At 57.6% G+C, this 22350-nt stretch carries 23 protein-coding genes; 10 read left to right on the forward strand and 13 right to left on the reverse strand.

The window, feature by feature from the left end; translation table 11 throughout:
* Positions 1–19: 19 nt before the first annotated feature.
* The 6 genes from lptB to M4NBBH2_RS03740 all read right to left on the reverse strand — a co-directional run bounded on the left by lptB (position 20) and on the right by M4NBBH2_RS03740 (position 4438).
* Entirely contained in the window at positions 20–817 is a 798-nt protein-coding gene (lptB, locus tag M4NBBH2_RS03715) for an LPS export ABC transporter ATP-binding protein (RefSeq protein WP_116269753.1), read from the reverse strand.
* The gene (gene lptA / locus M4NBBH2_RS03720; RefSeq protein WP_116269754.1) at positions 818–1417 is read right to left on the reverse strand and encodes a lipopolysaccharide transport periplasmic protein LptA; all 600 of its coding nucleotides are present in this window, start codon (positions 1415–1417) and stop codon (positions 818–820) included.
* A gap of 13 nt (positions 1418–1430) precedes the next feature.
* Entirely contained in the window at positions 1431–1997 is a 567-nt protein-coding gene (gene lptC / locus M4NBBH2_RS03725) for an LPS export ABC transporter periplasmic protein LptC (protein WP_116269755.1), read from the reverse strand.
* Between the two features lie 5 nt (positions 1998–2002).
* Positions 2003–2548 carry a KdsC family phosphatase gene (locus tag M4NBBH2_RS03730; RefSeq protein WP_116269756.1) on the reverse strand — a complete coding sequence of 182 codons (546 nt, stop codon included), beginning with the start codon at positions 2546–2548 and terminating at the stop codon, positions 2003–2005.
* A 1-nt stretch (position 2549) separates the two neighbouring features.
* Complete coding sequence (locus tag M4NBBH2_RS03735; protein WP_116269757.1) at positions 2550–3536, reverse strand: KpsF/GutQ family sugar-phosphate isomerase; 987 nt, start codon at positions 3534–3536, stop codon at positions 2550–2552.
* Positions 3537–3643: 107 nt separating this feature from the next.
* Complete coding sequence (locus tag M4NBBH2_RS03740; protein WP_116269758.1) at positions 3644–4438, reverse strand: enoyl-CoA hydratase-related protein; 795 nt, start codon at positions 4436–4438, stop codon at positions 3644–3646.
* A 302-nt stretch (positions 4439–4740) separates the two neighbouring features.
* Here M4NBBH2_RS03740 and mtnA point away from each other — a divergent pair, with 302 nt between their 5' ends.
* The 4 genes from mtnA to M4NBBH2_RS03760 are packed head-to-tail and all read left to right on the forward strand — an operon-like array spanning position 4741 to position 7321.
* On the forward strand, positions 4741–5838 hold the full coding sequence (gene mtnA / locus M4NBBH2_RS03745) for an S-methyl-5-thioribose-1-phosphate isomerase (protein WP_116269759.1): 1098 nt from the start codon (positions 4741–4743) through the stop codon (positions 5836–5838).
* Positions 5839–5841: 3 nt separating this feature from the next.
* Complete coding sequence (locus tag M4NBBH2_RS03750) at positions 5842–6552, forward strand: class II aldolase/adducin family protein (RefSeq protein ID WP_235005596.1); 711 nt, start codon at positions 5842–5844, stop codon at positions 6550–6552.
* Positions 6552–6806 carry a hypothetical protein gene (locus tag M4NBBH2_RS03755; RefSeq protein ID WP_235005595.1) on the forward strand — a complete coding sequence of 85 codons (255 nt, stop codon included), beginning with the start codon at positions 6552–6554 and terminating at the stop codon, positions 6804–6806. The genes M4NBBH2_RS03750 and M4NBBH2_RS03755 overlap by 1 nt, the downstream gene beginning before the upstream one ends.
* Entirely contained in the window at positions 6806–7321 is a 516-nt protein-coding gene (locus M4NBBH2_RS03760; RefSeq protein ID WP_116269760.1) for a hypothetical protein, read from the forward strand. Before M4NBBH2_RS03755 ends, M4NBBH2_RS03760 begins: the two co-directional genes overlap by 1 nt.
* A 79-nt stretch (positions 7322–7400) precedes the next feature.
* On the opposite strand, the gene aspS is transcribed toward M4NBBH2_RS03760, so the two are convergent.
* The 3 genes from aspS to M4NBBH2_RS03775 form a co-directional block, all read right to left on the reverse strand.
* Entirely contained in the window at positions 7401–9200 is a 1800-nt protein-coding gene (aspS, locus tag M4NBBH2_RS03765; RefSeq protein WP_116269761.1) for an aspartate--tRNA ligase, read from the reverse strand.
* 168 nt (positions 9201–9368) lie between these two features.
* Complete coding sequence (locus M4NBBH2_RS03770) at positions 9369–9995, reverse strand: DUF502 domain-containing protein (protein WP_116269762.1); 627 nt, start codon at positions 9993–9995, stop codon at positions 9369–9371.
* A 105-nt stretch (positions 9996–10100) separates the two neighbouring features.
* A complete protein-coding gene (locus M4NBBH2_RS03775; protein ID WP_022444505.1) occupies positions 10101–10322 on the reverse strand; it encodes an FmdB family zinc ribbon protein in 222 nt (73 codons plus the stop codon).
* 138 nt (positions 10323–10460) lie between these two features.
* Between M4NBBH2_RS03775 and M4NBBH2_RS03780 the strand changes: the two genes are divergently transcribed.
* Positions 10461–11306 (forward strand): inositol monophosphatase family protein, encoded by an 846-nt coding sequence (locus M4NBBH2_RS03780; RefSeq protein WP_116269763.1) that lies wholly within the window; start codon positions 10461–10463, stop codon positions 11304–11306.
* On the opposite strand, the gene M4NBBH2_RS03785 is transcribed toward M4NBBH2_RS03780, so the two are convergent.
* Both M4NBBH2_RS03785 and M4NBBH2_RS03790 read right to left on the reverse strand, forming a co-directional pair.
* The gene (locus M4NBBH2_RS03785) at positions 11303–12700 is read right to left on the reverse strand and encodes a HAMP domain-containing sensor histidine kinase (RefSeq protein WP_116269764.1); all 1398 of its coding nucleotides are present in this window, start codon (positions 12698–12700) and stop codon (positions 11303–11305) included. The genes M4NBBH2_RS03780 and M4NBBH2_RS03785 overlap by 4 nt on opposite strands.
* A gap of 5 nt (positions 12701–12705) precedes the next feature.
* The gene (locus M4NBBH2_RS03790) at positions 12706–13419 is read right to left on the reverse strand and encodes a response regulator transcription factor (RefSeq protein ID WP_116269765.1); all 714 of its coding nucleotides are present in this window, start codon (positions 13417–13419) and stop codon (positions 12706–12708) included.
* A 354-nt stretch (positions 13420–13773) separates the two neighbouring features.
* On the opposite strand from M4NBBH2_RS03790, the gene M4NBBH2_RS03795 reads away from it, so the two are divergent.
* Positions 13774–14439: a response regulator gene (locus M4NBBH2_RS03795; RefSeq protein WP_049686594.1), complete on the forward strand. Its 666-nt coding sequence runs from the start codon at positions 13774–13776 to the stop codon at positions 14437–14439.
* Between the two features lie 32 nt (positions 14440–14471).
* Entirely contained in the window at positions 14472–15590 is a 1119-nt protein-coding gene (locus tag M4NBBH2_RS03800) for a sensor histidine kinase (protein ID WP_125064643.1), read from the forward strand.
* A gap of 1 nt (position 15591) precedes the next feature.
* On the opposite strand, the gene moaC is transcribed toward M4NBBH2_RS03800, so the two are convergent.
* Positions 15592–16101, reverse strand: a complete 510-nt coding sequence (gene moaC / locus M4NBBH2_RS03805; RefSeq protein WP_022442863.1) for a cyclic pyranopterin monophosphate synthase MoaC — start codon at positions 16099–16101, stop codon at positions 15592–15594.
* A gap of 118 nt (positions 16102–16219) precedes the next feature.
* Here moaC and M4NBBH2_RS03810 point away from each other — a divergent pair, with 118 nt between their 5' ends.
* Positions 16220–17707: a M48 family metalloprotease gene (locus M4NBBH2_RS03810; RefSeq protein ID WP_116269767.1), complete on the forward strand. Its 1488-nt coding sequence runs from the start codon at positions 16220–16222 to the stop codon at positions 17705–17707.
* A 136-nt stretch (positions 17708–17843) separates the two neighbouring features.
* Positions 17844–18947: an NAD(P)/FAD-dependent oxidoreductase gene (locus M4NBBH2_RS03815; protein WP_116269768.1), complete on the forward strand. Its 1104-nt coding sequence runs from the start codon at positions 17844–17846 to the stop codon at positions 18945–18947.
* A 78-nt stretch (positions 18948–19025) separates the two neighbouring features.
* Here the strand turns inward: M4NBBH2_RS03815 and apbC are convergent, their stop codons facing one another.
* The gene (apbC, locus tag M4NBBH2_RS03820) at positions 19026–20108 is read right to left on the reverse strand and encodes an iron-sulfur cluster carrier protein ApbC (protein ID WP_116269769.1); all 1083 of its coding nucleotides are present in this window, start codon (positions 20106–20108) and stop codon (positions 19026–19028) included.
* 147 nt (positions 20109–20255) lie between these two features.
* Between apbC and metG the strand changes: the two genes are divergently transcribed.
* Positions 20256–22322 carry a methionine--tRNA ligase gene (gene metG / locus M4NBBH2_RS03825; protein ID WP_116269770.1) on the forward strand — a complete coding sequence of 689 codons (2067 nt, stop codon included), beginning with the start codon at positions 20256–20258 and terminating at the stop codon, positions 22320–22322.
* Positions 22323–22350 lie beyond the last annotated feature (28 nt).

Raw genomic sequence — 22350 nt, forward strand, 5'->3', positions numbered from 1 at the left:
GATCCGGGAGAATCAGCTGTTACTGCTTTTTCCCTGTCGTGGGATAGTCGAACTCTTCGCCGAGATAGATCTTGCGGACCGTCTCGTTGTTGCTCAGCTCTTCCGGAACACCGGCGGCGAGCACATTGCCGTCGCTGATGATATAGGCATGGTCGCAGGTCTTGAAGGTCTCCCGGACGTTGTGGTCCGTGATCAGAACACCGATGTTCCGTTCCTTCAGAATCCGGATGATGTTTCGGATTTCGCTCACAGCAATCGGGTCGACGCCGGCGAAAGGTTCGTCAAGCAGAATGAATTTAGGACTTGCCGCAAGTGATCGGGCAATTTCCGTGCGGCGCCGCTCGCCGCCTGAAAGTGACATGGCTACATTCGTGCGGATGTTCTGAATGGAGAGTTCATCCAGGAGGGACTCGAGCCGCTCATTGATTTCGGTCTTGCTGAGCGGCTTGCCGGCCTCATTCTTCTGCAGCTCAAGAATGGCGCGGATGTTGTCTTCCACCGTGAGTGACCGGAAGACACTCGCCTCCTGAGGCAGATAGGTGAGGCCCATGTGCGCGCGGCGATAAATCGGCAGGTGCGTAATGTCCTTGCCGTCGAGGTAAATCGAGCCGCCGTCAGCCACGATGAGGCCAACCACCATGTAGAAGGTGGTGGTCTTGCCGGCACCGTTCGGGCCCAGCAGGCCCACGACTTCGCCGCTCTTCACCCGCAGCGACACATCCTTCACCACGACGCGGCGGCCGTAGCGCTTTCTGAGCCCTTTGGTTTCGAGAGTATGTGTGCCGGCAACGGCGAGGTTCTTATCGTATTCGGCCATTTACTTCGTCCTGTTTGCCGGTGCCAGCGTGGTGGAGGAACGCAGCTTCGTCGTATCCGAGGAGCTGGAGGAGTTGTCCTGCTTGCGGGGCGCGATCACTGTCGTCACGCGGCGGCGTTCACCGCCTGCGGTGCCGCCTTCGGCGACAGAGCGGGCGTTTCGGATATCATACACGATGGTCTGACCGGTCGCTTCATCCTTCAGCACGCCGTTTTCCGTACGGGTCAGGCGGGCATTGTTGATGAGCGTGATAGTGTCTTTTTCTTCGTTGTAGATCAGCTTGTCGGCTTCAGCATGCATCCACTCGCTGATCTTCGGATTCGGGTTGTCGCGCTGCTGCTTGAAGGTGGCGAGCTTGCCTGTCAGAACGCCGACCCGATAGCCCTTCGGCGTGATCTGCAGGTCGAGACGGTCGCCGTGCATTTCAAGCGTACCCTGATGCACCTCAACGCGGCCCGTGTAAACAGCTGTCTGCGAGACCTGGTCGCCGGAGAAATGATCGGCGGCGATCTCAATCGGCTTCGAGTTGTCTGACTGAAGCGCGCCTGCGGTAGCAGCGGCTGTAATCAGAAGAAGGGCTGTAATAAGCTTTGTTTTCATGGTTTGCGCTCAATTATTTGCGTGAGGCGATGTGCGTGTTGACGCGGCCCGTAAGTGAAATAGTGCCGTTGGCGTAGCTGTAGTCCATGCCGCTCGCTGTCGTGCTGTCGCTTCCACGATGGAAGACAACCGGGGAGTCTGAAGTGAAGCGTTCCGTATCCGGGAAGGCTGTCATCTTCTGGGTTTCGAAGCTGAGGGCCGGAGTGCTGCCTGCCGGGTCTCTCAGAATTTTAACGTTCCCTTCAAACTCGATCGTTTTCCCGGCATCGTGTGTCCAGCCGCGGTCAGAAGAAGCGTCGACCTGAGGCTTGTTCGGCGTCAGGGTGATATAGCGCGGATGATCGGCGTCTGTCCGGTCGTCCGAATAATGGATCACCTTGTCGGCGATGACACGGCGCACAGGGTTCCCCGCGCCGTCAAAGTCGGTCAGCGAAAGCTTGGTCGCTGTATAGTCCGGCGAGTTTTCACTCGGCAGGTATTTCAGGTCCTTAAGGCCTGACTGCACGGCGTAGAAGTAGCTCGCACCGATCAGAAAGGCGAGGAGGATGATTGCAACAATGGCTGAAACTCTTTCCCGCATGTCAATTACCTGAAACGGGGCGCGTCGGGATGGAAGTAAAAGCGGTCGATCAGATCATCCCAGACCCCCTGGGACATCAGAATCTTTTCCGCCATTTCCCGAACGGCTCCCCGGCCTCCCGCGCGGGAGGAAACGAAGTCGACTGACTTCAGAACTGTGTCAACGGCGTCCGCCGGGGCACAGGAGAGTCCCACCAGCTGCAGCACCGGCAGATCCGGAATGTCGTCGCCCATGCAGGCGCACTCCGAAGCGTCCAGATGGCGAGCCTGAATGAGATCCAGGAACGCACCTTTCTTGTAGGACTGGCCCTGGAACACATCTCGGACACCGAGCTCACGAAGCCGCGCGCCGACGATGGCGGACCGCCGGCCGGTGATCACGACAACATCGATCCCCGCGGCGAGCAGCATCTTGATGCCGAGACCGTCCTTGACATCAAAGTGCTTGCAGAGCTCTCCCTGGGAACCGGTAACGATCTGGCCGTCGGTGAGGACGCCGTCCACATCGAGGACGACCAGCTTGATTTTTTTGGTTTTGTCTTCTACTGACATCTCAGATTACCTTGGCAGTCATGAGGTCATGGAAATGAAGCGCTCCGATCAGATGCCCATCGTGATCGACGACAGGGAGCTGATTGCACTGCGCGCGCTCAAGGAGCGATGCGGCTTCAGCGGCAAGCGCTTCAGGGTATATGGCTTTCGGATGCGGCGTCATGACGTCCCGGATCACAATGGGACGGATGTCACCGACACGCTCGATCAGTCTCCGGAGGTCACCCTCCGTGAAGATGCCGAGCAGCTTTCCGTCCTTATCTGTCACGGTGGTCATGCCGATGCCCTTGCGGCTTATCTCCTGCACGGCGGCAAGAATCTGCGTGTCGGGCGAAACGCGCGGTACATCGTCGCCGCGGCGCATGATGTCCTGCACCCGGAGCAGCAGCCTGCGGCCGAGCGCTCCGCCCGGATGTGACCGGGCAAAGTCTTCTTTGGTGAATCCTTTGGCGTCGAGACAGGCGATCGCGAGAGCGTCCCCCATGGCAAGCGTGGCCGTGGTTGACGCGGTCGGCGCGAGATTCAGCGGGCAGGCTTCGCGCGCGACATGAACGTTCAGATTGATGTCAGCTTCGCGGGCCATCGGGCTGTCGGGATTGCCGGTAAGCGTGATGAGGAAAGCGCCTTCCCGCTTGATTGCGGGAATGATGGCGAGTACTTCGGACGTGCTCCCCGAGTAAGAGATGCCGATTACGACATCCTCACGGGTGATCATGCCAAGGTCACCATGCGATGCTTCGGCGGCATGAACAAAGAAAGCGGGGGTCCCGGTGGAAGCCATTGTGGCCGCAATCTTGCGGGCAATATGGCCGCTTTTTCCGATACCCGTGACGACGACGCGGCCGCGGCAGGCGAGGAGCGCCTGCACGGCCCGGACGAAGTCATCTCCGATGCGGTCAGAAAGAGCCGATACCGCGGCGGATTCAATTTTCAGAACTTCCTTTGCCAGAGAGAGAATCCCCTCGGCTTGGGTAGTGTGTTGGTTCATGTCGTTACAGGCCTTTGTTCTCGCTTTTTATCTTGTTAATGATACCTTTGCCGCTTGTCAAAACTGAATCCAATTTGTTGAAAACTGTTTGAAAGCGGCTTCCCTGCTCAGGAGGCGCTGCCTTCGTTCTTCACGAGGCTCTTCGAGAAATCGGGGCGGCGCCCTTCAAGAAACGCCCGGTGAGCTTCTACGATTTCAGGCTCCTGGAGCTGCTCATTGAACGCCTCAGCTTCTTTTTTGGACTGCTCGCGGGTGTCGCTATGGAGGATGCCTCTCAGAAGGCTCTTTGTGCGGATCAGGGCCTCAGGCGGCATGCGGGTCAGACGGACGGCACGGGCGGTTGCTTCCCGGAGCACATCTTCATCCTCAAAGACACCGTTCGCGATATGAAGTGCCACAGCCTGTTCTGCCGTGATCGGTTCTGAGAGGAGCAGCTTTTCAGCGGCGTGGTGATAGCCGCATTCGGCGATGAGTCTCTGCGTGATGCCGAAAAGAGGAGTCTCGCCGAGAGCGGTGAAGGGGAGTGAGAAGAGCGCGTGCTTTCCGCAGTAGACGAGGTCGCACGCCATGAGAAGCGTGACAGCAAGGCCGACTGCCGGACCGTTCACGGCCGCGATCAGAGGCTTTCTCACATTGTCGGCCACCGAGATGAGGTGTCTTGCGTTATCAACGCCGGCGCTGATCTTATTGCCGGCAACAATTTCCTCGAGATCAGATCCGGCCGAGAAGATGGTCGGGAGGCCATGAATCAGAATGACCCGGACATCCGGGTCCTTGTCGGCATCTTCAAGAGCCGTCGACAGTTCCTGCAGCGTGTCGGCTGAGAGGCTGTTGCGCTTGGCGGGCTTGTTGATGGCGATGGAACGGATGCCGTCCGAGGTTTCAATAACGAGAGTGCTCATCTTTGTTCTGCTGATGATGGTGGACAGGGAAAGACTGAGTCCGCGGGATTGCGGAGCAGGGCTCCGGGCACAGACTCATCCAATATGAATCATAAAAGCATTAAAGGAAATAAACAGCGAGTTTCCTGTTATCTTGCTTTATATGAGGGAAGCAAAAGCATTCCGGACACGGAGAACAGGCGGAAAATAAGCTGCCTGCAGGTGTGAATGCGTCGGGATGCGGTTTCCCGGATGCGATAAGACAGTGTACCGATAATGCCTTGATGGGAGAGGCTTCTCCGGAACAAGGGAGGAAATGGCGAATGAAGGTGAACAATCAATGGATCCGGGGTATCTGGTCTGATGACGGCGGAAAGACCGTGTGCTTTCCTGATCAGACGAAGCTGCCTTTCCGGCTGGAAATCTGCCGTGAGGGAACATCAGATGCGCTGATCCGCGCCATTAAATCCATGCAGGTCCGCGGAGCCCCGCTGATCGGGGCGGCAGGAGCCTGGGCCGCGGCATTCCTCTGCCGCGAGGCGGAGACTGAGGAAGAGCTTCAGGAGGGGCTGAAACGGATCGCGGAGGCAAGACCAACGGCAGTGAACCTCCAGTGGGCCGTCCGTCGGGTAGCCGCAGCGTCAGAGGGGCTTTCAGGGGCTGCGAGGGCAGCGCGCGCACAGAAGGCGGCTGAGGAGATATGCGAGTCGGACATTGAATCCAACCGGGCAATCGGCGGGTACTTTGCCGCCATTATTGAAGAGGTTTATCGAAAGAATGGACGTCCGGTCCGGATTCTGACGCACTGCAATGCCGGGTGGCTCGCGACAATCGATTATGGAACTGCGCTCTCCGGTCTTTATGTGGCGCAGGAGAAAGGGATTCCGATGGAGGTCTGGGTTGATGAAACCCGGCCCCGCATGCAGGGGCTGCTCACCGAGTGGGAGCTCCGCGAAGCAGGCATACCCTGCACACTGATCGCGGATAACGCGGGCGGGTATCTGATGCAGCAGGGCGAGGTTGATCTCGTCATTGTCGGAGCGGACCGGATTGCGTCTAACGGTGATGTGGCAAACAAGGTCGGTACGTACCTGAAGGCGCTCGCGGCAAAGGATTGCGGAGTGCCGTTTTATGTGGCGGCACCTGTTTCCACCGTAGACTTTTCGATGGCGGAGGGTGTGAAGAGCATTCCGGTAGAGGAGCGTTCCCGGAGCGAAGTCACCGATATATCAGGTATCGGTCCTGATGGGGACGTGATCCGCGTGCAGGTCGCGGGGCGGGAGACTGCGGTAAGAAATATCGCTTTCGATATCACTCCCGCGCGGCTTATCACGGGAATTGTGACAGAGAAGGGGATTTTCGCCCCTGGTGCGGGAGACCGCCCCTTTATGCCGGCCCCTGCCGGGACGCGTCCGGAGTGAAGAATGCAGGAGAAAGCGATGATTCAGACGGAGTTTCCTGTAGACACTGAGGTGCTTCGGAGCCGCATTATTGAGACGGCACGGTCCATGAATACCCAGCGCCTGAACGTGAACAAATCCGGGAATGTGTCAGCCCGGTGCCGGGCAGAAGGCGGCGCACTGGCATTCCTGATCACGCCATCCGGCGTTCCGTACGACGATCTCACGCCGGAGGATATTTCGAGGGTGACGCGTCTCCCGACCGGCGAGTGGCGGGATGAGGGGCCGCTGCTGCCTTCCTCCGAGTGGCGGCTTCACGCGGCGGTCTATGAGTCAAAACCTGAAGTCCGGGCGATTGTTCACACGCATTCGCCGAAAGCTACTGCGGTTTCCTGCCTTGAGTCAGGCATTCCGCCGTTTCACTATATGGTGGCCATGTCAGGGGCGGCGGAGATTCCCTGCGCGCCGTATGCAACGTTCGGCACTGAGGCGCTTGCGGAAAGCGTGACAGGTGCCCTGAGACACTGCCGGGTCTGCCTGATGGCTCACCATGGGGTGCTGGCGACGGGTTCTGGTCTGCCGGGGGCCTTTGCGCTTGCCGTGGAGACAGAGAATCTCGCCTCGATGTATCTCGATCTTCTGCAGCTCGGGGACGTCCGGCTGCTCCCCGAGGATGAGATGGCGCGGGTGCTGGAGCGCTTCAGAACATACGGCCAGCCGGGGAGGAAAGCGTGATGGCTCAGGAGTTTGAGAAAAGGCCTGACGGAATGCCGCTCTGGAAGGATGTGTCGGGGAAAAACGTATCCTGCACGGAAAAGGTTAAAGTGCTAGATGAAAACTACCGCGAGCTGCGGGAATCGGTTTCCGCGGCGCTCGATGACGCGGTCCTTATTGGATGCCGGGCGGACGATATCCGGACCATTCTGAAAGAGATGATTTCAGAGGTCGAAAGCAGCTATCCGGATGCCCGCCCGGAGAAGGAGAAGTGATGATGCTGAGCAGGCGGACTCTTCTTAAGCTGGTGGCGGCCGGTGCTGTGCCGGCCTTTGCTCTATGCGGCTGCGCGCATCCGCAGATGATTGATCTGGGAAGCACAGAATCCCAGGTGGTGGAGAAGCTCGGGAAACCGGATTCCATCACAGCCATGCCTGACGGCACGACCCGTTACACCTATTCCCTGCAGCCTGAAGGGCAGGAAGTCTGGTGGATGTTCTTTGATAAGAACGGGCGCTTTGTGAAGCGTGAGCAGGCGCTCGTTGAAGAGAACTTCTACCGCCTGATCAAGCCGGGCAAGACAACGATCGCCGATGTCTATCGACTCTTCGGGCACTGCACGAAGATTTTTGACTTCAAGCTGCTCAACCAGTCCGCCTACATGTACCGGTTCCAGGATGCGTCCCGTTCGGATGTGGTGCTCTGGGTTCAGTATGGGCGCGACAACGTGGTAACCGAGTGGACGATTTCCGAGGATCCGAGGAAGAATACCCGGTTCCCGATTTACTGAGAAAAAAAGAAAGCCCTGCGGGGAAATAATCCCGGCAGGGCTTCAGAACCGGTCCCCCTGAAAAAGGGGGATGGATCAATTACTGCTCGTCGTGATGATGCTCGTTGCGCAGGCGGATGTGCAGTTCGCGCAGCTGCTTCTCCGTCACCGGAGCCGGAGCGTGCGTGAGCAGGCACTGGGCGCGCTGCGTCTTCGGGAACGCGATCACGTCGCGGATCGAATTGGCGCCGGTCATCATGGCGACGATACGATCAAGACCGAAGGCGATACCGCCATGGGGCGGCGCGCCGAACTTCAGGGCGTTCAGCAGGAAGCCGAACTTCTGTTCAGCCTCTTCAGGCGTGATCTTCAGAGCGCTGAAGACCTTCTCCTGCACGTCTTCCTTGTGGATACGGATGGAGCCGCCGCCGATTTCCCAGCCATTCAGCACCATGTCGTAAGCCTGGGCGTAGCAGTGTTCCGGATCCGACTGGAGCTTGTCCACGTCTTCGGGCTTCGGGCAGGTGAACGGGTGATGGCAGGCCATCCAGCGGTTTTCTTCATCAGACCACTCGAACATCGGGAAGTCGATAACCCAGAGAGCCTTCCAGCCTTCGGTGAAGAGGCCGGCCTTCTTGCCGAACTCGCTGCGGCCGATCTTCAGACGGAGAGCGCCGAGAGAATCCCAGACGATCTTCTTCTTGTCCGCGCCGAAGAAAATGACGTCGCCATCATTCGCGCCGGTGCGTTCAATCACGGCATTCAGGAACTCGTCGGAGAGGTTCTTCACGATCGGGCTCTGGAGACCTTCGCGGCCCTTCGCCTTTTCGTTCACCTTGATGTAGGCAAGACCCTTGGCGCCGTAGATCTTGACGAACTCGGTGTAGGAGTCAATCTCGGAACGGGGCAGCTGGCAGCCCTTCGGCACGTTCATGGCGACAACCTTGCCGTTAGGCATGGCTGCGGCATTGGCGAACACCTTGAAGCTCGTGTCCTTGCAGAGGTCCGTGATTTCCTTGAACTCAAGGGAGATACGGAGGTCAGGCTTGTCGGAGCCGTACTTCGCCATCGCGTCATCCCAGCGCATAACCGGGTACGGATTCGCGAGTTCAACGCCGAGCACTTCCTTAAACACACCGCGGACCATCTTTTCGAACATGTCGCGGATTTCTTCCTGCGTGAGGAAGGAGGTTTCAATATCGACCTGAGTGAATTCAGGCTGACGGTCAGCACGGAGGTCTTCGTCGCGGAAGCACTTGACGATCTGATAGTAACGGTCGAAACCGGCGACCATCAGCATCTGCTTGAAGAGCTGGGGAGACTGCGGCAGAGCGTAGAAGCAGCCTTCTTCAACGCGGGACGGCACGAGGTAGTCGCGGGCGCCTTCAGGGGTGCTGCGGGTCAGAGCCGGGGTTTCAATATCGATGAAGCCATGCTCGTCGAGGAAGCGGCGGAAGGCCATAGCGGTCTTGTAGCGGAGGCGCAGATTACGCTGCATCACCGGACGGCGCAGGTCGAGCACGCGGTAGGTCAGGCGGGCCGTTTCAGAGATGTTGTCGTCATCCAGGCTGAACGGAGGCGTCAGAGACGGGTTCAGCACTTCCAGATCCTGGCAGAGAACCTCAACGGCACCGGAGATCAGGTCGTCATTCTTGGTGCCTTCAGGACGGGAGCGAACGAGGCCAACCACCTTGAGGCAGTATTCATTACGGACCTTGTCGGCAGTATTGAACACTTCAGGACGGTCAGGGTCGCAGACGACCTGAACGAGGCCTTCGCGGTCGCGAAGGTCAATAAAAATCACACCACCGTGGTCACGACGGCGATGAACCCAGCCATAAAGGGTGACGGTCTGCCCGATGAATTTTTCATCAACCAAACCCGAATAAACGGTACGCATAGAAGCTCCGGGTCACTAACAATAGCTGTTTGCAAAACAGCTGAACAAAACTGTGCTGCGCTGTGCGCAGGGTTCCGCAGGGAGCCCGGAGCGCAGGCAGCAACTCAGAAAAGAATTCTTTGACAAGTTTAGCGCTTGAACGCCTGTCCAGAGTAAGAAAGGCGAAAATCAGGCCTTGACGGCGTCATCAGACTCATGTTTTTCGCTTCCCGGCACGACAACCCCCATGGAAACATGGAACGTGAATGCCTCTTCAATTCCGAAGCTCGTTTCGCGGGTTTCGGATTCGGGGACGAAGATCACGTAGCCTGAGGTCGGGTTCGGCGCAGTCGGAACGAACACCGTGAGGAGGTTTTCCTCGGTTTTCGCGGCAGAGCGGATCGTGTCAGGCGCTTTGTTCACCACAAAGGCAAGTGTCCAGGCCCCTTTGCGGGGATACTCCACCATGACGACCTTCTGAAAGCTCTGCGACTGCTGGCTGAGAAAGGTGCTTGCGATTTTTTTGATGCCGCTGTAGATCGGGTGCACGATCGGGATGCGGTCGAGCAGCGCTTCCCACCAGGAAACAATCTTTTTGCCGAGAACGTTGGCGACGATGACGCCGGTGAGGAAGATGATGATGACAGCGAAAATCAGCCCGAGACCTGGAATTTTTGCCAGAAAGGCGGGCAGCTGCTGCGTCGGAAGAAAGACGAGAAGCCTGTCGCTGAATTCAATGACGCTGTCGAGAATCCAGACGGTGAAGATCAGAGGGATCCAGAAGAGGAGCCCCGCGGAGATGAACTTTTTGAACATGTCTGTAATGAAAACAAAAGCGTCAGGATCCGGGCCTGTTATTCAGGGACGATCGAGACGCATTTGCTAAGGCCTCAGGGGCGGAACGCATCCCGCCTCTGCTGCTCACTTGTTCTTGGTGTGGGCGGCCGCAACCCCGGTATGACCGGCATTGAAGTCCGTCGCAGCCCAGCCCTTGCCCTTCAGCTCGAAACCGGGGGCAGACAGCTGTTTCACAAACGTGTCTTTCCCGCACTTCGGGCATTTGGTCAGAGGCTTGTCTGACATTTTCTGAATGATGTCCTCTTCAAAGCCGCAGGAGGAACACTTATATCCATAGACCGGCATAATTCCTAAAAATCCTACAGAAACAGAAAGAGCCTGTCTTTCAAGACGGGCTGTTGCGTCATTATGACGCAATTGCCGCAGGACTGCTTGCAGTACACGTACAATATTTTGGTCACGCAGGAGCAATAAGAGGCAGTCATGAATTATCCCCGGTTTACCAAACCGTCCACTCCGGAAGAACGGGACGAGTTTTTACCTTTCCTGAAGCGTCTGGCGGATGCCGCGCTGAAGGTGATTCTGCCGAATTTTCTGGCCGGAATCCGGGTGGATGAGAAAAGCAACCATACGCCCGTCACCCTCGCGGACCGTGGGGCGGAATCTGCTATGCGCCGGATGATTGAGGAAAATTATCCGCAGCATGGCATTTATGGCGAGGAGCTGGGAATCAAGGAGGCTTTCGGTCCTTTCCCCCGTTATCGCTGGATTCTGGATCCGATCGACGGGACCCGGGCCTTTATTTCAAACAGCTTTCATTTCGGAAACCTGATAGCGCTTGAGCGCGATGAGGGAAACGGTTTTGGCCCGATTCTCTCCTCTATTGCCTTTCCGGCTGCCGGTATCCGGGCTGTTGGGTGGCAGGGCGGCGCGGTTCTTCATCGCAATGCGCTTGGCATCACTTCTGAAAATCCCATGAAGGTCCGCGAATGCAATCGGGTAGAGGATGCGACGCTCCTCGTGACCTCTCACTGGACGACATCCGAGCAGGTGGGGGACAGCCGCATGCAGACGCTGATCGACCGCGCGAAGCTCTACCGGACCTGGGGCGACTGCTTTGGGTATTTCGCCGTGGCATCCGGCGGTGCGGACATCATGATTGATCCGGATCTCTCGTACTGGGATGTGGCTGCGCTGATCCCCGTGGTTGAGGGAGCGGGCGGTGTCATCACAAGCACTTCAGGCGGCAACCCCCTGAAAGAGAAGTCCGCTGTCTGCACGGCAGGCGGAGCACTTCACGAGGAAGTGCTCCGGGCGCTCAACGCTTAAGCTTTTTCGCTTTTCCCCGCGGGTTTCAGGGGGAGTGTGATTGTGATCTTCAGGCCATGCGGAAGGATATTTTCCGCATGGACCGTTCCGCCGTGGTGCTGGGCCGCCTGCATGGTGATCGGCAGCCCTAGCCCATAGCCGGATCCGGTCGCCTGGTTAGCGCCTCTGAAGAAAGGATCAAAGATTTTGGCCATTTCTTCCTGCGGGATGCCGGGGCCTTCATCCTGAACGGAAATCTGAAGCGAGCTGTCGGACACCATCCCGCCCTGAATCGTCACTTTTCCGCCGTCAGGCGAGAACCGAAGAGCGTTGCGGACGACATTCTCAATGGCGTGCGCAAGCAGATCGGCGTTGCCGGTCATGATGAGATCATCCTTCGGAAGGTCGCAGATCACCTGAATCTTCCGCGCATCCCCCTCAAGCGACGCGTTATCGGCGATGTCTTCCACAATCTCGCTGACATCAATTTCCGAGAAGGGAATAGAGACTTCGGCGTTCAGCCGTGTATAGGTGAGCAGATCGCCGACCAGTGAGTCGAGCTTCTGCACATCACTCTCAATCCGGTCAAGCATTTTCGGCGTGATATCGGGGGAGCGCCGGGCAAGCTCAACCGCACAGTTGATCCGGGCGAGGGGCGAACGCAGTTCGTGGCTCACACTGTGGAAGAGGTTCTGCTGCCGGTCGATCAGCTGCTGGATGGTGGCGGCCATCATATCGAACTTTTTGGCGAGCTCTATAAATTCAGAGCTGCTCCCTTTGACACTCTCTGAAATCCGGACATTCAGGTCGCCCGAAGCGGCCTGGACCATGGCCCCCTCAATCTGTCTGAGCGGCCGTGTGAGCCGCCAGGCCAGTCCCGCGGCCACAGCGCTCGCAACCAGGAGCGAAATGATGCAGGTGAGCCAAAGCGGAGCGCCGTGGGGCGCGAAGAGCAGCACCCGGGTGGAATCCTTGAAGAAATTCACCGGTTTTCTTGCGGTGAAGACCAGTATTTCCTCACCCTCGATATTGAAAGACCGGATGCCGAGCGTGTTGCCCCCCTGACGTACCAGGGCACGCGCGCGCTCCAGCGCGCCGTTCGGGATTTTGTGTCCACCAAGATCGTGGTCTGTGCTGTCGACCGCGTACACACGGGCATGGTCCGGACCGGGGTTCTGATTCTGAAGCCAGCTTGTGAGAGCCGGTTTCCCGCCGAGAGACACGACTTCCTCCGCGAATATCACCCGGTCTTCGCCCGGATGATTAAGGAGCAGAGTATGGTCCGGATTCAGAAAACCCCAGGCGACGGCGAATACCAAAAATCCGGACAGCGTCATAGCGACGATCAGACCCGCAAGGGTCTGCCAGAAGAAGGTGTTCGCCTTGAAGAGAGAAAGCCGCGTTTTTTTCTGCATAGAGATCAGCTGGCGGAGTCGTCCAGCACCGACATCTGGTAACCGAATCCCCGGATGCTCGCGATGGAGATCGCGGGACCGACAGCGTCATTCAGCTTATGGCGGAGCGCGCTCACATGGACGTCAATCGCCCGGTCGTAGCGGCCCATGTCCCGGCCGAGAACCTGCGTATAGATATCCGCCTTGGAAACGCGCTGACCGAGATTCCGCCCGAGCATTTCAAAAAGCGAGAACTCGGTCGATGTCAGCTCGATATTCTTTTTCGTCGCGGTGACCCACACGCGGCGCTGTGCCGGGTTGACGGTGAGAGGACCGACAACGAGCGGCGTGACAGGGGACTCCTGGCTCGCGGTGCGGCGCAGAATAGCGCGGATTCTCGCGACCAGCTCACGCGGCGTAAAGGGTTTCGGCACATAGTCATCTGCGCCGAGTTCAAGCCCGATGATCCTGTCCGCGGGATCGCCTCTGGCTGTCAGCATAATGACCGGAATATGAGAGTGCTCGCGGATCTTGGCAAGCACTTCGGTTCCTTTCATGCCGGGCATCATGACATCGAGAATGACGAGATCAAAATTTTCCTGCGACAGCTTCAGCAGCCCATCCTCACCGTTATAGGCAGGGGAGGGAGAAAAACCTTCCAGCTGAAGGTTATCGGTGAGAAGGGAAACGAGATCGGCGTCGTCGTCAATAATAAGAATCTTGGTAGCACTGGCTGGCATCTTTAACCTCTGCAGAAAACTCTGCAAAATCCCGGTTGAACATCATAAGACTTTAATCATGGCTATACGCCAGAATCCGGTTTTAGGGCGAATTAAGCGTATTACGGGGCTGTTTTTGACGAAGATCCCTGCACCGAGGAGTAAATAAGTAATTTCTATGCAGGGGAATCACCTCCCCCTGATTTATAATAAACAGAAGTTTCGGTTTACAGACTGGGAATTTAATGCTGGTCCTGCTGTTGGTGCGGCAACCCGAAATCAGTTGAAAGAAAGGGTTAGCGAGAGTCGGTCCTCCGGTTTTTGCTAGAGCCCGAATTGTCACGAGAATTCCTTCGAACAGAAGATCACTCACAAATGCCTGAAAAGACAATCACGGTTCTGCTTGTTGAAGATGACGCTGAAGTTCGGCGCCGTTTTGAAACCACCATTAATCAAGACCCTATGATGAAGGTCGTCGGCTTTGCTTCTACTAAGCATGAAGCTCAGCAGCTGATCGAGACTCTGGATTTTGAGGTCATGGTGATCGATCTCGGCTTGCCTGACGGCAGCGGCATCGATCTGATTCGCCTAGCGAATCGCCTCCATCCCTCCTCCGACATCATGGTCATTACGGTTTATGGCGATGAACAGCACGTGGTGAGCTCGATCGAGGCAGGCGCTACCGGCTACATCCTCAAGGAAGCCGATAGCGAAGATATCACCGGCCAGATTCGGCTGCTGCGAGGCGGCGGATCTCCTGTCAGCCCGTCAGTCGCGAGAAGCGTGCTCCGCGCGCTGCAGAATCATCCGACCGGCAATGGCATCGTTCCTGATGCCGAACCGAGCCCGCTTTCTGCCCGCGAAACGGAAATTCTGCATCTTCTCGCGAAGGGTATGAGCTTCAATGAAATCGGCGAGATTCTGACGATCTCTCCGCACACGGTGACCGCTCATATCAAGAAGATCTATCGCAAGCTTCAGGTCCATTCCCGCGGTGAAGCCGTGTATGAAGCGAGCCAGATGGGACTGCTCCATAACTGACCCCCTCTTGATCTGGCCGCAGGACGCGACGCGTGGGTTCTTATCCAATCTGGATCCTAATCCTCATCAATCTAAGGCATCTCGTTTTCGGAGCTGCCCTGGTGGGGATTTTTGCGTCCATTCCCCGTCTGACTGAGACAACTGGCCGCCGCACCGCGGCGGCGGTGCTTTTGGGCGTCAGCGTTGTAATCGCGGTTCTTCTGAGTCCGCCTGCCGCGCAGCTGCAGACGCTTGGCGGAATCCCCGGACTTCTGCTGCTCGTTCTTGGCGGCGCGGCCGCAGCGGCAGCCAGGTTGAAGCCCGGTATCGGTCTCTTTTTCCCCGTTTTTGCCTTTGCCTCTTATCTTGCCGGATTTGTCACGCTTCTTCTGACAGGCCGCCCCTTCGCGCTCGTGTTCGGTGAGTGCGCGGCAGCCTTCAGCGCGGCGGCCTGGGGTATTGCGGTGGCTGAAGAGCACCGTGAAAAGGAAGCGAAGGCCCGTCTCTCTCAGATTGAGAGCGCAGCGAGGAAAGATGCGGAGTCAGAGAGCAAAGTCATTTCAGCAGCTGTCGCCGAAGCGGTGCAGAAAGAGCGTCAGCGCTACATTCAGGATATGCATGACGGGCTGGGCGCTGAGTTGATTTCGACGCTCTCCGCGGTCAAGAATGGCAATCTCCCGAAAGAGGATATTGAAAGTGCCCTGCAGTCCTGCCTTGATCAGATGCGTATCGCGATCGATGCGAGCGGAGTGAGCACAGAGGATTTCGGCACTGCTCTCGCGAATCTTCGCTACCGGCTCGCGCCGAGACTCAAGGCGGCGAAGCTGGAGCTGAAGTGGAACACGCTTTCGCTTCCTGATGAACTGTCGCTGCCGCCCCAGAAGGCCCAGTGCGCGCTCCGCATGGTGCAGGAAGCGCTGACAAACGCGATTAAGTACAGCCAGGCGACCCGTGTTGAAGTAGCCGCCAGGACGGAGGACAGCAGGCTGCTGCTTTCCGTGACGGATAATGGCGTCGGGTTCAAGCCTGAGGAGCCTGCCGCGGCGTCAGCTACCGGCAGCGGTCTGGGGCTGAAAGGCATGCGCCGCCGCATAGAGGAATGCGGCGGGACGCTGTCAATTGAGAGCCCGGAAACGGGCGGCGCCTCTGTCAGGCTCTCACTGCCGCTTTAAATCATTTATCCAGCTGCGGCGCGGGAGAATCCGATACCCAGTGCCCGCTCTTTCCGCCGGCCTTATCCAGAAGCCGGATATCGGAAAGCACCATGCCGCGGTCAATCGCCTTGCACATGTCGTAAATCGTGAGAAGACCGACCTCGACTGCCGTAAGCGCTTCCATTTCGACCCCGGTCTTGCCATAGGTCTCGCAGGTCACACGGCAGACAATGCTGGAGGCTTCCGGATGCAGATCGAACTCAGCGCTGACATGCGTAAGCGGCAGCGGGTGGCAGAGCGGAACGAGTTCGGAGGTTTTTTTGCTCGCCATGATTGCCGCAATGCGGGCAATACCGATGACGTCTCCCTTTTTCGCGCTGCCGGACGCAATGACCTGGAAAGTTTCCGGCTGCATGCGGATAACGCCCTGAGCTGTTGCTGATCGGTGAGTAATCGATTTCTCTCCCACATCTACCATGTGTGCCTGTCCCTGGGAGTCGAAGTGTGTCAGTCCGCCGTTCTCAGTCATTTTGTCGAAAATTCTCACTAAAAAGGTACAAAATCCAGCAGTCCCCCGCCGGCAATCTTCTTATGATAATTGAGTTTGTAAGCGAGTCTCCGTCTCTGCAAAACTCCAAAGGATCCGTATGAAGCCATGGATTGCTGTTGCCGCCTGCTGCCTCATGGCGGCCTCTCTGCCGGCCAAACCGCAAATGACCAGTCAGATCAATCTGCCGTCGCTCGGTGCGCCGGCCGGCTCAGGAGAACTGTCTCCGGCTGACGAGCGGAAGATCGGCGAGCAGTCCATGGAGGAGATCCGGCAAAGCCCCTATTACCTCCATGATCCCGATATTCATGAATATCTGATGAGGCTCGGTTACCGGCTGGTCGCTGCCGCGCCGGTGACGCCGTACAGTTTCCAGTTCTTTCCGATGAAGCTTGGGGAAATCAACGCTTTTGCGCTTCCTGGCGGTTTCATCGCGGTTTTCACGGGCACACTGGTCGCGGCGCAGGACGAGAGCGAGCTCGCGGGCGTTATGGCGCATGAAATTGCCCACGTGACACAGCGCCACATTGCCCGCATGCTCGAGAATCAGAAGGGAAATGTCGCGGCCTCTCTGGGCTCATTCCTTCTCGCGATTCTGGCTGCGTCGGCTGGCGGCAATTCGGGCGGTGACGCGGCGGCCGCGATCATGATGGGCGGCCAGGCCGCGCTCATATCGAATCAGCTGAAATTCTCCCGCAGCGCGGAGCAGGAAGCTGACCGAATCGGTTTCCAGATTATGGTGCGGGCCAATTTCGACCCGAACGGCATGACCCGCTTCTTCCAGAGGCTCCTGCAGCGCACCGGCCCCTATGAAGCGAATGCCTCGGCGTACCTGTCTGATCATCCGCTCACTGTTGAGCGAATCGCGGACATGGAAAACCGGGCGCGCGAGCTCCAGCGTCCCTTTATCCGGCATGACAGCTTTGATTTCTATCTGATGCAGGCACGAGCTCTGGTGCTGCAGTCCGGAAGCTCAGCCGGCCGGGATTCAGCGAAGGTTCAGTTCCAGACTGTGCTGAGTAAAAAGGCGACCGGGGTGCAGGCCGCGGTAGCGCATTACGGACTCTCGGTTGTCTATGCGCTGGACGGCGACGCGGCACAGGCGTACGCCGAAGCGCAGAAGGCTGTCCAGATGGCAGGCAGAAATGATGTCTTCCTGCAGAAGAATCTTCTTCAGACCCGATACGCGATGGCAGCCGATAAGAAGCCGGTGCTGAAAGAAATCGCTGCGCTCGCGAACGATAATCCGCTTTCTGTCATGCTCGCGAAGACCTACATCGAGGATCTCTATGAGCAGGGGATGCATGAAGAGATTCTGAAATACCTGAAGGGTCAGAGCGCGATATCCCAGGATAACGCGGACTATTTCCGTTATCTCGCGAGGTCAAGCGAGGCACTGGGCCGGCGGAGTGAGGCCTTCCGGGCGACCGGAAAGATGTACGCGCTGCAGGGCGACTGGAAGATGGCCGCCTATCAGTTCAAGCAGGCGCAGCGCGTGTCGGACGGGGATTTCTTCACGATGAGCGAGGTGGATGCGGATCTTCGCGAAGCCGAGGACCACCTGAAGCAGGATAAACCCCATCATTAATTAGTTGTTTTAGCGCATGTGCTCGGGGCTAAATAATGCGAGAATACACCCCTACGCGTATTTTTTTACCCAGGCGAAGCCTGCGGCTGAACCGCTCCCGGACGGGGAGCGCCTGAACTCTTATATATCAACAGAAATGGCTATTAAAGATTACTTGACCGTTGCAGAGCGGACTGACGAAATCATTGAAACAGACGTCGTTGTCGTCGGTGGAGGTCCGGTCGGGCTGTTTCAGGTTTTCGAACTCGGTCTTCTGGAGATGAAATGCCACGTGGTGGATTCTCTTCGGAATGTGGGCGGCCAGTGCATGGAGCTCTACCCCCAGAAGCCGATTTACGATATTCCGGCTGTTCCGGTGTACTCGTCGGCTGAGCTGACTGAAAACCTGCTGAAGCAGAATCATCCCTTCAAGCCGGTCTATCACCTGGGCGAAGTCGTCACGAAGGTTGAGAAGCAGGAGGACGGTTCCTTCCATGTGGAAACCGATCTGGGCACCCGCTTCCACTGCAAGGCCGTGATCATCGCCTCCGGTATGGGCTCTTTTGATGCCCGTCCGATGCGTGTTCCGGGCATTGAGAAGTTCGAGAACAAGCAGCTCTTCTATCGGGTGCGTGATCCGGAATTCTTCGCTGGCAAGAACATCGTGATCTGCGGCGGCGGTGACTCCGCTCTCGACTGGACGCTGAATCTCGTCGGCAAGGCGGAGAGCGTCATTCTGATCCATCGCCGCGATGGCTTCCGCGCTGCTCCCGCCCGTGTGGCCGAGATGAAGCAGCTCTGCGAAGACTGGCAGATGCAGTTTGTCGTGGGCTCGGTGACGGGTTTCGAAGAGAAAGACGGTGTGATGACGGAAGTCCGTGTGACCGGTAACGACGGCATTGTGCGCCGTATTCCGCTCGACTGCCTCCTCGTCTTCTTCGGCCTGCAGCCGAAGGTGGGCCCGATCGCTGAATGGGGTCTTGAGCTTGATCGCAAGCAGATCGTGGTCGATACCGCCCGTTTTGAAACCAACATTCCCGGTATCTTTGCGGTCGGCGACTGCAACACTTACCCTGGCAAGAAGAAGCTGATTCTGTCCGGTTTCCACGAGTGCGCTCTGGCGGCCTTCGCGGCTTCCCAGTATGTGTTCCCGGATAAGAAGGTGTTCCTGCAGTACACGACGACGTCTCCGAAGCTGCATAAGGCTCTCGGCGTGCCGGATCCCGCCCATCACAAGGGTGAAGAGGGCTCTGAAGAGTAATTCTCTTCCGGCCTCAGCCTGAGACAGGCATAGAAAAAGGCTTCCCTCACGGGAAGCCTTTTTTCATTCAGAGCGTCATCAGGCCTTGGGGGCCGCGTTCTGAACCGTGACCTTCGGAATGCCGGAGGAGAAATCCTTCGGCGTTTCTGAGAGCGCTACCGCGGTCTTTCTCGCGATGGCACGGAAGATCTCTGCCGTTTCGCTGTCGGGCTCAGCGAGCACCGTCGGATGCCCGGAGTCCGCGTCCTCGCGGATGCCGCGCTCAAGGGGGAGGCTGCCGAGAACCGGAACACCGTACTCCTTGGACATCCGTTCCGCTCCGCCTTCACCGAAGATCCGCTCAAGGTGACCGCAGTGGGGGCACTTGAAGAGCGCCATGTTTTCCACAATGCCGAGCACAGGGATATTCACCTTGCGGAACATCATGAGTCCCTTCACGGCGTCAAGCGTCGCGATGTCCTGCGGCGTGGTGACAACAATGGCGCCGGTGACCGGTACCTGCTGGGAAAGCGTGAGCTGAATGTCACCGGTTCCAGGCGGCATATCGATCACCAGATAGTCGAGATCGTGCCAGTTCGTCTGCTGCAGGAGATCGCGCAGGGCGGAGGAGACCATCGGACCGCGCCAGATAACGGGATCGGCCGGATTCACCATGAAGCCGATGGAGTTGATCTGCAGGCCGTTCGCTTCGATCGGTTCCATCGTCTTGCCGTCTTTCGACTGAGGAGTGCCGGAGGCACCCAGCATTGTGGGCTGGCTGGGACCGTAAATATCAGCATCCAGCACACCAACCTTGGCGCCTTCAGAGGCGAGGGCAAGCGCGAGATTTGCCGTGACGGTGGATTTGCCGACACCGCCCTTGCCGGAAGAAACCGCGATGATGTTCTTCACGTTCGGCAGCACGCGGAGCGTGGAGCGGACTTTGTGAGCGCGGATGTTCTGCCGCACCTCCACTTCAGAATCGATGCCGGCAGCGCGCAGCGCGTCTTCAGCCGCTTTTTTAATCAGTTCAATCTGGCTTTTTGCCGGGTAACCGAGCTCAATGATGACCGCTCCGGGGAGAACGGAAGCGATTTCACCGCTGTCCTGGAGTCCCTTGCCGGTATTGGGATCAATCACGCCGTTCAGCACCTGGGCGATAGCTTCTTTTGTTGCCGTCATGGCTCTTCCTTCTGTTGAAGAACGGGATGCCCAATTATGTCATTTCACTAAAAAATGCATGAGTCTCAAAAGAAGTAAGCAGCTTGGGGATATAAAATAGAAGATCTATTTAATTTTTCTGTGACAGCTGCGATAAGACAGAGACTTATGACGAAGCGCAATATTTTTGTAACGACGGCACTGCCGTATGCCAACGGCCCCTTCCATATCGGCCATATCACTGAGTACATTCTGGCTGATATCTGGGTGCGTCATGAGCGGATGGCCGGCAACCAGGTTTATTTTGTGGGTGCTGACGATACGCACGGCGCTCCGATGATGATCGCGGCTCAGAAGAAGGGTGTCACGCCTCAGGAGTTTGTGGCGGAAATCCGTGCCGGCCGCAAGCAGTACCTGGACGGCTTCCATGTGAAGTTCGACTGGTGGCACACGACTGACTCCCCTGAGAATGTCGAGCTTTCCCAGGACATTTATCGCCGTCTGAAGGCCGCGGGACTGATCTACAGCAAGGAGATCACCCAGTACTACGACACTCAGAAGGGGATGTTCCTCGCGGACCGCTTTATCAAGGGCAAGTGCCCGCACTGCGGCGCTGAGGATCAGTATGGCGACAGCTGTGAAGTCTGCGGCTCGGTCTATCGCCCGACTGAGCTCATCAATCCGTATTCGGTTCTCTCCGGCACGAAGCCTGAGCTTCGCAGTTCCACGCACTATTTCTTTAAGCTCTCCGATCCGAAGGCTGTGCAGTTCCTGCGCGAGTGGACGAGCGGCAATGGCGCTGACGGCAAGCCCCGCGTGCAGCCCGAGGTGCTCGCGAAGGATCAGGAGTGGCTCGGTGAGGGTGCTGAGCTTGAGGACTGGGATATTTCCCGCGACGCGCCGTACTTCGGCATTCCGATTCCGGACGCGCCGGGCAAGTACTTCTACGTCTGGCTGGACGCTCCGGTTGGCTATCTCGCCTCTCTGAAGTCCTACTTCAACAGCATCGGCAAGAATTTTGATGAATTCCTGATGGATCCGAAGACCGAACAGATTCACTTTATCGGCAAGGACATCATTTACTTCCACACGCTTTTCTGGCCGGCGATGCTGCACTTCGCCGGGAAGCCCTACCGCGTGCCGGATCACATCTACGCACACGGTTTCGTTACCGTGGGCGGTCTGAAGATGAGCAAGTCCCGCGGCACTGGCATTGATCCGCTGAAGTATCTCAATCTCGGCATGGATCCGGAGTGGCTGCGCTACTATCTCGCCGCCAAGCTGTCCGGCCGTGTCGAGGATATCGACTTCACGAAGCCTGACTTCTTCTCCCGTGTGAATTCCGATCTGATCGGCAAGTACGTGAATATTGCCTCGCGCTCGGCCGGCTTCATCGTGAAGCGCTTTGAGGGCCGCGTGCTGGATTCCGCCATGTCGGATCCGCTCCTGAAGGCGCTGCGTGAAGATGCACCGAAGGTAGTCGAGCTCTACGAAGACCGTGAGTATGCGAAGGCCATGCGCCTTGTGATGGAACTCGCCGATAAGACGAACGAGTACGTCGATCACATGAAGCCCTGGGAACTCGCCAAGGATCCGGCGCAGTCTGAGAAGCTGCACGAAGTGTGCTCGGTCTGCCTGGAGGCTTTCCGCATTCTCACGAACTACCTGAAGCCGGTGCTTCCGGGAGTGGCTGAGAAGGTTGAGGCGTTCCTCGGCTGCGGTGAACTCACCTGGAGCACGGTGGATACGCCGCTCTCCTCCGCTAACCCGATTCAGCCCTTCAAGCATCTGATGCAGCGCGTCGATATGGAGAAGCAGCTGGATCAGCTGATCTCAGAGGTGAAGGAAGAACCGAAGGTGGAAGCGCTGCCTGGCGGGGAAGCCATTGCCCCGACCTGCACGATTGATGATTTCGCGAAGCTTGACCTCCGTATCGCGAAGGTAGTGGCGTGCGAAGCCGTGGAAGGCTCCACGAAGCTCCTGAAGTTCACGCTCGATGTCGGTGAGGGAAAGACCCGTACGGTCTTCTCCGGCATCAAGGCGAGCTACAGTGAGCCCGCGCAGCTGGTCGGCAAGCTGATCGTCATGATCGCGAATCTCGCACCTCGCAAGATGCGTTTTGGTCTTTCCGAAGGCATGGTGCTCTCGGCGGCTGACGCGGATCAGAAAGCTACCCCGGGATTCTTCCTGCTGGAACCCTTCCCCGGCGCAAAGCCTGGTATGAGAATTCACTGATGAGAAGTGCGCCCCGCCGGGGCGCATG

It is taken from the genome of Mesosutterella multiformis, from assembly GCF_003402575.1.
Classification (GTDB): Bacteria; Pseudomonadota; Gammaproteobacteria; order Burkholderiales; family Burkholderiaceae_F; genus Mesosutterella; species Mesosutterella multiformis.

Bases quoted from the DNA above. Each gene is read 5' to 3' on its own strand.
- lptA (WP_116269754.1), bottom strand. From the start codon at position 1,417: ATGAAAACAAAGCTTATTACAGCCCTTCTTCTGATTACAGCCGCTGCT.
- M4NBBH2_RS03780 (WP_116269763.1), top strand. From the start codon at position 10,461: ATGAATTATCCCCGGTTTACCAAACCGTCCACTCCGGAAGAACGGGAC.
- M4NBBH2_RS03770 (WP_116269762.1), bottom strand. From the start codon at position 9,995: ATGTTCAAAAAGTTCATCTCCGCGGGGCTCCTCTTCTGGATCCCTCTG.
- M4NBBH2_RS03740 (WP_116269758.1), bottom strand. From the start codon at position 4,438: ATGAGCACTCTCGTTATTGAAACCTCGGACGGCATCCGTTCCATCGCC.
- M4NBBH2_RS03760 (WP_116269760.1), top strand. From the start codon at position 6,806: ATGATGCTGAGCAGGCGGACTCTTCTTAAGCTGGTGGCGGCCGGTGCT.
- M4NBBH2_RS03730 (WP_116269756.1), bottom strand. From the start codon at position 2,548: ATGTCAGTAGAAGACAAAACCAAAAAAATCAAGCTGGTCGTCCTCGAT.
- moaC (WP_022442863.1), bottom strand. From the start codon at position 16,101: ATGACTGAGAACGGCGGACTGACACACTTCGACTCCCAGGGACAGGCA.
- M4NBBH2_RS03790 (WP_116269765.1), bottom strand. From the start codon at position 13,419: ATGCCAGCCAGTGCTACCAAGATTCTTATTATTGACGACGACGCCGAT.
- aspS (WP_116269761.1), bottom strand. From the start codon at position 9,200: ATGCGTACCGTTTATTCGGGTTTGGTTGATGAAAAATTCATCGGGCAG.
- metG (WP_116269770.1), top strand. From the start codon at position 20,256: ATGACGAAGCGCAATATTTTTGTAACGACGGCACTGCCGTATGCCAAC.
- apbC (WP_116269769.1), bottom strand. From the start codon at position 20,108: ATGACGGCAACAAAAGAAGCTATCGCCCAGGTGCTGAACGGCGTGATT.
- M4NBBH2_RS03795 (WP_049686594.1), top strand. From the start codon at position 13,774: ATGCCTGAAAAGACAATCACGGTTCTGCTTGTTGAAGATGACGCTGAA.
- M4NBBH2_RS03775 (WP_022444505.1), bottom strand. From the start codon at position 10,322: ATGCCGGTCTATGGATATAAGTGTTCCTCCTGCGGCTTTGAAGAGGAC.
- M4NBBH2_RS03735 (WP_116269757.1), bottom strand. From the start codon at position 3,536: ATGAACCAACACACTACCCAAGCCGAGGGGATTCTCTCTCTGGCAAAG.
- M4NBBH2_RS03810 (WP_116269767.1), top strand. From the start codon at position 16,220: ATGAAGCCATGGATTGCTGTTGCCGCCTGCTGCCTCATGGCGGCCTCT.
- mtnA (WP_116269759.1), top strand. From the start codon at position 4,741: ATGAAGGTGAACAATCAATGGATCCGGGGTATCTGGTCTGATGACGGC.
- M4NBBH2_RS03755 (WP_235005595.1), top strand. From the start codon at position 6,552: ATGGCTCAGGAGTTTGAGAAAAGGCCTGACGGAATGCCGCTCTGGAAG.
- M4NBBH2_RS03815 (WP_116269768.1), top strand. From the start codon at position 17,844: ATGGCTATTAAAGATTACTTGACCGTTGCAGAGCGGACTGACGAAATC.
- lptB (WP_116269753.1), bottom strand. From the start codon at position 817: ATGGCCGAATACGATAAGAACCTCGCCGTTGCCGGCACACATACTCTC.
- M4NBBH2_RS03785 (WP_116269764.1), bottom strand. From the start codon at position 12,700: ATGCAGAAAAAAACGCGGCTTTCTCTCTTCAAGGCGAACACCTTCTTC.
- lptC (WP_116269755.1), bottom strand. From the start codon at position 1,997: ATGCGGGAAAGAGTTTCAGCCATTGTTGCAATCATCCTCCTCGCCTTT.
- M4NBBH2_RS03750 (WP_235005596.1), top strand. From the start codon at position 5,842: ATGCAGGAGAAAGCGATGATTCAGACGGAGTTTCCTGTAGACACTGAG.